The following is a 5,325-nucleotide window of genomic DNA, read 5'->3' as shown; positions in this document are numbered from 1 at the left end:
TGAGCCACATGCCCAGCGGACGATGCGAGAGCTGGTTGAGCAGCTGACAGCCGCCCGCGAGAACCGTGAGCGGCAAAGTCGATACCAAGCAACGGGGCGTGATGACTGAAGCCCAGCTCGTTGCGCAGATCCTGCCAGGCCTTGGCCTTCAGCTTCTGCCCAACAAGTTGGCCGGCGCCGAGCAGCATCAGGCGATCGATCAGCTTTGCGGTACCGGCGCTGGCCGGCGTGCGATCGACGAACACCAGGGCCTGCTGGCGGGCTTCGGCCAGGTGTGCGGCGATGGCCGGGCCATCACCAGGTGCGCAGGCGATCAGCGCGTTTAGCGCGGCGCGCCAGGCGTCCATGGGGTGTGGAGTTAGCTCGATCTCTTCGAGCGCAATTTGCGGCTGATCGGACATGGCGGTGTCCCTCGCTGCTGTTGTGGTTGGGGGGGGTTAGGCGGCCACGGCTTCGCCGGCCTTGAGGCCTAGGGCAACGGCGATGTCATGCGACTGGCCGTAGTTGCCCTTGGAGAAGCCGTTGAGCACTTGGTAAACGGCGCCGGGCGGGAATTTGTTGTCTTCGGCCCACTTGTTGACGGTCAGGCCCTTGGCGCGGAACTCGGCCTTTACTTGGTCGACGGTCTTGGGTTTTTGCTGGGTTGCCATGGCGGTGGCTCCTCGGCGGATGTTTGAAGGTTTTTAAAAATGTTTGTTGTTTGTGGGGTTCATGATGGTACGCAAATGCGTACCTGTCAATAAGGATTGGTACGCCTATGAGTTCTATCGGCGAGCGTCTGCGAGAGGAACGTGAGCGGCTGGGTTTCAACCAAACGGCGTTTGGGGCGATTGGTGGAGTCCAGAAGCAGGCGCAACTGAAATACGAGAAGGGAGAGCGCCAGCCTGATGCTGGTTACCTAGAGGCAGTGGCTAGGGTTAGTGCTGATATCCAGTACATCGTTACGGGGGAGCGCTGCCCTGGATCGCTGACCCCTGACGAAAATGACCTTCTGACTCACTTCCGTGAGGCTCCCCTCGCGGTAAAGGCCGCAATGCTTGCTGCTGGTAAGGCTGGAGTGTCCACGGCGCAGAACGTAGCCACTGTCAGGAAGGGTGTTTCTCAACAGTTCAATGGTCCGGTGGGGTCTGTCACCAGCGGCGATGTCGTGAACCAGAGGAAGTCGAAGGAATGAGCGAACAGCAGTTCAATGGGGCGGTGGAGCAGGTCGCAGCGGGCGATATCAAGAATTTCATCGAGGCCCCCAAGGTCGAGAAGGAGTACCTGTCATCTGCTCAGCGACAGGCACTGAATGCCCTCGTCGCGGAGGTCAGTGTCGAGTGCGAGGTCGAAGCGAGAATCCTCTGGCGTGAAGTAGTGCATGCCCGAGTTGGGGTGGAGCGCATTGGCGAGATCCTCAAGGAGAAGTACCTGGAAGCTCAGGATTCGCTGGTCTGCTATCGCGATAACTACCGCAGGGAAATACGCACGCGCACGCTCATCGCCGAGTTGGACCAGGCCGCGGCTGAGCGCGGCCTGGCCAAGCAGCTTGCGCGCTACTGCCTGCGCGAGTTCGGTGAGCAGTCTTTGGCCGGGCTGAGCATCAAGCAGCTGACTCAGGCGCTACGCTACGTCGACGAGTACCAGCCACCGGCGCCGTTGGTGGCACCACTGTCCGTGGCGGGCTTTCGGATGCTTGCCGTGCGGCACCCCTGGCACTTCACTGCGGTGTTTGCGGTGGGTGCATTGCTTGGGAAGGTGTTTTAGCCAATATCTAGCGGCGAATGATGACTATGGAGGTCGATGATGCGCCTGATTGTGGTTTGTTTGTTGGTGGCGGTTTTAGCTGGTTGTGCGTCGAGTGGCCGGAATTTCAATGCTCAAAATCTGGCGCAGCTTGAACCAGGACGTACAACCTTCGATCAGACGCGTCAGCTCTTGGGGGCTCCTCCTGTGCAGACGGTACTGGCCCCTAGCGGTAATAGCGTGAGCTATTGGCGCTTCATTCGTGTCAATGGATTCTCGGGTAATACCAGCATCACGGAGGCCGGATTGGTGTTCACACCTGGTGGCACCTTTGTGCGGATTCTGCAGCTGCAGAACATTGATCTGTCTCAGGCTGATCGGCACCGGCTGATGGTGCTTCCTGCAGCGAGTTCCAGTTCCGTGCCAGCTTCTCAGGCTCAGCCGGGCGTATCTCGTGAACAGCAGCTGCAAGAGCTGCAGAACACCCAGGGTCTGAGCTACGACGAGTATCAGCGGCGGTACAAGGCGATCAACGGCCAGTGAGATGCCAGTAATTAGGAGTGATCAATGGACATGAAGCAGCAACTGGACAAGATGTTTGAAGAGCGCGAAGCCAGGCAGCGGGCGAAGAAGGATGAAGCGGATACCAAGGCATCGGCTGAGTCCGCCCGCCGCAATGCCTGGCTGACGTTCATCAATACAACCCTTGAACCGGCCTTGAAGGACTTCGCCCGCACCCTTACAGCTAAGGGCGTGGAGGTAGAAACCGGCATCGATAACGTTTCCCCAGTCGTGGGTGGCTGGGTTTCTATGCTGGTTGCCAGCACAGATCGTTCTGTAAAGTGGCAGGCCTCTTCGCTGAGGATTGCTTGCCTGGACACGATTAAGTTCACTGGCGAGGTATGGGGTAGGAAAAGCAAGACACCTTTCAGCCACGCGCCGGTAAAAGGTTCGATTGAATATGCCAACAGGGAAATGGTCGAGAGCCAGCTATTGGCTTTTGCTGAGAAGGTTATTAGAGCGGCCGAGTAGGTCGATCCGCTATTGAAACAAGGGCGCTGCAACGGCGCCTTTTGTGTTTTTCGGCTAGCCGAAAAGACCCCCCGCGCGCGCGAGGCGAAGCTGTGATCTCTCCCCCGGTCGGACTGCCGGTATGAGCACAGCAACAGGCCATGGAATGGCCGAACTCGGAGCGCAATCATGTCTCAAGCCTGCAAGCCCAAGCGCCGTCTGCCGCGCATGACGGTCCTGGCCGTCATCTCCCTGATGTTGCTGGTCGCAATCTGGTTCGTGCGACCGGAACAGCTACAGGTTGTGTTGTACAAGATCAGCCTGGTCACCATCGGCGGTGTGCTGGGGTACTGGGTTGACTACGCCATTTTCTACGGCGAGGCATGCCCCCAGGAGCATGACAACTTCATCGATCACGGCTTGGCCTGGCTACGTAAGGCGCTGATCGTGCTGGCGTGCATCCTCGGCCTGACGCTGGGGCTCTGATCATGGGCACCCCGCAGATTATCTGGTTGCTGCTAGCAGCCATTGGCCTTGGTGCCGCTCTGGTGAGCCACGGAAAGCCCATCAAAGTATCGGCCTCGATCTATTTCGTCCGTGTTTTTGTCGTAGGCCTGTTGCTGGTTTGGGGCGGATTCTTCAGCCAGGCAGATGCCGCCAGCATTCCAACCGCTGCAGAGCAGCACCGCCGCACACTGGTACGCGCCGCCCATGCCGAGTGGGGCCTGGGCGCCCCTGTGGCGACGTTCGCCGCGCAGGTTCACCAGGAGAGCGCCTGGCGCTCCAATGCCCGCTCGCCGGTCGGCGCCGAAGGCCTGGCGCAGTTCATGCCCGCAACTGCCGATTGGATGGCCGAGATCTACCCGCGCAGCGTGGGCCCGGCGCAGCCGTACAACCCTGGCTGGGCGCTGCGCGCCATGGTGGCATTCGACCGCTGGCTGTACGAGCGCAACCAGGCCGTGAGCGAGTGTGACCGCTGGGCCTTTGTGCTGGCCGGCTACAACGGTGGCAATGGCTGGGTGAATCGTGACCGTAGGCTGGCTTCGGCTAAGGGTGCCGACCCGCTGGCCTGGTTCGATTCCGTCGAGCGGCACAACGCTGGCCGCTCGGCTGCCAACTTCCGCGAGAACCGCCATTACCCGCGCGCCATCCTGCTGCGCTGGGAGCCCATGTATGCGGCTGCCGGCTGGGGGCCTGGCGTGTGCGCCGACAGGTATAGCCGCCATGAAGATCCCAACGCTGTTTCTGCTCGCCACGTTGACCACCAGTTCGCCTGCCGCTTGCTCCCGGAACTGGCTGGCTGCCGCAGACCTGAACGTATCGCCACCGCCCCGAGTTCGCCCGGCCCAGCTCTGGCCACCCGAACGCGCGGACAAACGACCACCCATGCCGCGCTGGTTGCGGCGCCGGCTCAAGCGTAAGGGGCGGTAATGAATAACGTCATCGGCTGGATCGCTGACCACTGGTATGTGCCGATCTTCGTGGCACTGATGTACCTGATGTGGGCCTACGGCGAAAGCCAGTACGACCTGGGGCACAGCACCGCCCAGGCCAAGGGCGACAAGGCCCTGGCTGACCTGCGCGAAGAGCACCAGAAACTACGCGCCGACGCCGCCGAACAGAACCTGGTGCTCTACCGCCAGCAGGTGGAGCGCGCCAACCAGGCCGAGCTGGTGTTCCTGGATGCTCAGGACGAGATCGGCCGGCTCAAGCAGCAACTCACACAGGAGCGCATCAACCGTGTCTCGACTCAATACGCCCCGGCGCGCGGCGCTGCCCCTGTGGCTGCTCCTCGCTTCGTTGTCACTTGTGGCTGGCTGCGCGACTTCAACGCAGCGCTTGGAGCCACTGCCCCAGCTCCAGCCGGCTGCCGAGCCTACGCCGGCTCTCAAGAAGCGGCCTGGCCCGCCCCCGGCTCTGACGCCGAACTACTGGAAAGCGGCGTTACCGCAGCGGACATCCTGGCCCATGCGCGTGACTACGGCGCTTGGGCGCTCGCCAACCTTGCGCAGCTGAACGCGCTGATCGACCTACACGACAAGGACAAGCCCTGATGGACTTTGACTACCTGCTGCGCCTCGGCCAGTTCCTGTTCACCGTGGTGGTGGGCCTGTTTTCGTACATGTCGGCACGCAAGGCCAGCTCCAAGGTAGAGGCCGAAGCATTGGCCACCCGCCTGACCGGGCAGGACAACCGCCTGCTGGTCCTGGAGCAGCAGATGAAGCATCTGCCCAGGAGCGAACAACTCACCGAGCTGGCCGAGAAGCTGGCCGAGCTGGGTGGCGACATGAAGGGCATCAAGTCCGACGTGGCAGGCATCAACCGCTCCCTCGACCCGCTTAATCGCTCGGTCGATCGCCTTAACGATTACCTCCTACACAGCAAGTGAGGCTGCGATGATCAACCAACCTTTCGCCGATTTTCTGCGCCAGGATCAGCGCCTGGTGATGCTGCGCATCCTCTCTGAGCTGCCGCAGTACCGTTCCAACTCCTCGGTGATCGCCAACCTGCTGGGCCAGTTCGGGCACCACCCGAGCCGCGACCAGGTTAAGGGTGATCTGGTTTGGCTTGGCGAACAGGGCCTGGTGT

10 protein-coding genes and 1 pseudogene are annotated in these 5,325 nt (G+C 61.2%); 9 read left to right on the top strand and 2 right to left on the bottom strand.

The genetic code is table 11. The features are described 5' to 3' along the window. Both BM186_RS25860 and BM186_RS25855 read right to left on the bottom strand, forming a co-directional pair. Window positions 1-401: hypothetical protein (locus tag BM186_RS25860; protein WP_074919305.1), on the bottom strand; the 401-nt coding region annotated here is incomplete at its 3' end. 36 nt (window positions 402-437) lie between these two features. Beyond that, window positions 438-650, bottom strand: a complete 213-nt coding sequence (locus tag BM186_RS25855) for a DNA-binding protein (RefSeq protein WP_074919304.1) — start codon at window positions 648-650, stop codon at window positions 438-440. A 107-nt stretch (window positions 651-757) separates the two neighbouring features. On the opposite strand from BM186_RS25855, the gene BM186_RS25850 reads away from it, so the two are divergent. From BM186_RS25850 to BM186_RS25810, 9 genes and pseudogenes are all read left to right on the top strand, one after another. After that, window positions 758-1,174, top strand: a complete 417-nt coding sequence (locus tag BM186_RS25850; protein ID WP_074919302.1) for a helix-turn-helix domain-containing protein — start codon at window positions 758-760, stop codon at window positions 1,172-1,174. After that, window positions 1,171-1,746 (top strand): hypothetical protein, encoded by a 576-nt coding sequence (locus BM186_RS25845; protein ID WP_074919300.1) that lies wholly within the window; start codon window positions 1,171-1,173, stop codon window positions 1,744-1,746. The genes BM186_RS25850 and BM186_RS25845 overlap by 4 nt, the downstream gene beginning before the upstream one ends. A gap of 36 nt (window positions 1,747-1,782) precedes the next feature. Then, window positions 1,783-2,268 (top strand): hypothetical protein, encoded by a 486-nt coding sequence (locus tag BM186_RS26505; protein WP_139228043.1) that lies wholly within the window; start codon window positions 1,783-1,785, stop codon window positions 2,266-2,268. A 24-nt stretch (window positions 2,269-2,292) separates the two neighbouring features. After that, on the top strand, window positions 2,293-2,757 hold the full coding sequence (locus tag BM186_RS25835; protein ID WP_074919296.1) for a hypothetical protein: 465 nt from the start codon (window positions 2,293-2,295) through the stop codon (window positions 2,755-2,757). Window positions 2,758-2,925: 168 nt separating this feature from the next. Then, complete coding sequence (locus tag BM186_RS25830) at window positions 2,926-3,222, top strand: putative holin (protein WP_241519908.1); 297 nt, start codon at window positions 2,926-2,928, stop codon at window positions 3,220-3,222. Between the two features lie 2 nt (window positions 3,223-3,224). Further along, window positions 3,225-4,157 carry a transglycosylase SLT domain-containing protein gene (locus BM186_RS27115; protein ID WP_083431657.1) on the top strand — a complete coding sequence of 311 codons (933 nt, stop codon included), beginning with the start codon at window positions 3,225-3,227 and terminating at the stop codon, window positions 4,155-4,157. A 9-nt stretch (window positions 4,158-4,166) separates the two neighbouring features. Continuing rightward, entirely contained in the window at window positions 4,167-4,790 is a 624-nt protein-coding gene (locus tag BM186_RS25820; RefSeq protein ID WP_074919294.1) for a lysis protein, read from the top strand. Further along, on the top strand, window positions 4,790-5,125 hold the full coding sequence (locus tag BM186_RS25815) for a DUF2730 family protein (RefSeq protein ID WP_074919291.1): 336 nt from the start codon (window positions 4,790-4,792) through the stop codon (window positions 5,123-5,125). Before BM186_RS25820 ends, BM186_RS25815 begins: the two co-directional genes overlap by 1 nt. A gap of 7 nt (window positions 5,126-5,132) precedes the next feature. Continuing rightward, window positions 5,133-5,325 (top strand): annotated as a pseudogene (locus BM186_RS25810) (ArsR family transcriptional regulator); the annotation flags it as partial.

The organism is Ectopseudomonas toyotomiensis, assembly GCF_900115695.1.
GTDB lineage: Bacteria > Pseudomonadota > Gammaproteobacteria > Pseudomonadales > Pseudomonadaceae > Aquipseudomonas > Aquipseudomonas toyotomiensis.
Note: the sequence above shows the minus strand (reverse complement) of the source record. Positions and strands in the feature narration are given on the sequence as shown.